2 protein-coding genes are annotated in these 1714 nt (G+C 36.5%); both read left to right on the plus strand.

Translation table 11 applies throughout. The annotated features are described in order from the left end of the window. Positions 1–669 (plus strand): restriction endonuclease subunit S (locus ASU35_RS04905; protein ID WP_242861203.1); only part of this gene is annotated, 669 nt, incomplete at its 5' end. 25 nt (positions 670–694) lie between these two features. After that, on the plus strand, positions 695–1714 hold a 1020-nt coding region (locus ASU35_RS04910; RefSeq protein ID WP_147525377.1), incomplete at its 3' end, for a type I restriction endonuclease.

Genomic DNA, 1714 nt, shown 5'->3' on the forward strand with positions numbered 1-1714 from the left:
GGAGCAGATGTAAGAGTTGGAAGTTGCAAATGTCTGCTTAATCAGCAGACACTAATTAAACTCTTACAGTATGTATTTGGATATGCACCTGTTAAACTGGATGAAATCGCTACCATAGTTCGTGGTGGTAATTTCCAAAAGAAAGATTTTGTCGATAATGGAAGACCATGTATTCATTATGGCCAGATGTATACTCATTTTGGTATTTATGCAGATAAGACTTTGACGTTTGTAAATGAAGATGTTTTTGCAAAGTCGAAGATTGCAAAGCCGGGAGATATTGTAATGGCTGTAACAAGTGAGAATGTTGAAGATGTATGTTCATGTACCGCTTGGATGGGTAATGAGGATATAGCTATCAGTGGTCATACAGCCATCATAAGCCATAACCAGAATGCGAAGTATTTATCTTATTATTTCCATTCTGCAATGTTCTTTGACCAGAAAAAGAAATTAGCACACGGAACAAAGGTAATCGAGGTTACTCCAAGTAAGTTAGGGGACATTGAAATAATGCTTCCTACGATAGAGGAGCAAGAAAGAATAGTTGCTATTTTGGATAGATTCGATTCTTTATGTAATGATATTGCAGTCGGATTGCCTGCTGAAATAGAAGCAAGACAGAAGCAATATGAATACTACAGAGATAAGCTATTAAGCTTTGAATAAAACAAAAGTAAAGGAGGCGGGAGCAGTGCCATATTTTAATATAGTTGCAGAGACAAATGAAAATACAGTTGTTACTCAGTATGAGCCTGTGAAACAACGCTCTGATGCTTATCAAAGTGAGGCTGAACTGGAGAAGGAATTTATACGAATGCTTACAGAGCAGGGATATGAATACCTACAGATTCATACTGAAGAAGATATGGTTGCAAACATCCGTGCCAAACTTGAAGAATTAAATGATTATAAATTTTCAGACACTGAATGGGAGAGATTTTTCAAGGATTGTATTGCAAATGGTAATGATGGAACTGTAGAAAAAACCAGAAAGATTCAGGAAGACAATGTTCAGGTTCTCGAAAGAGATAATGGTATGAGTAAAAATATTACACTCATTGACCGTAAGAATATTCACAATAATCGTCTGCAGGTAATCAATCAGTATGTGGTTACTACAGATCAAGGAGCAAGACATGATAATCGATATGATGTTACAGTTCTTGTAAATGGACTTCCTTTGGTTCATATAGAACTTAAGAGAAGAGGAGTTCCTATCCGTGAGGCTTTTAATCAGATTAACAGATATGAAAGAGACTCATTTAGTGCCGGATATGGACTATTTGAGTATGTTCAGATTTATGTTATTTCTAATGGAACGAACACTAAATATTATTCTAACAGTACCAGATATAATGCCATTAAGGATGCAGAGGCAGCAAACACCAAGAAAGGTAAGACAAGCAACTCCTTTGAGTTCACTTCTTTCTGGGCTGACGCCAATAATCGTGTTATCCCGGATTTGATTGACTTTACCAAGACATTTTTTGCAAAGCATACAATTCTGAATGTTATTACTAAATACTGTGTTTTCACATCAGAAAGCATGCTTATGGTTATGAGACCATATCAGATTACTGCAACAGAGAGAATTCTCAACAGAATCGAGATTGCACATAACTATAAGAAATTTGGAGATATTGCAGGTGGTGGATGTCAAACCGCAGATTATCTCGGGCGATTTCCGCAGATTATTTCAGACGGAAACACC

The sequence above is a fragment of the Acetivibrio ethanolgignens genome (assembly GCF_001461035.1).
Lineage (GTDB): Bacteria > Bacillota > Clostridia > Lachnospirales > Lachnospiraceae > Velocimicrobium > Velocimicrobium ethanolgignens.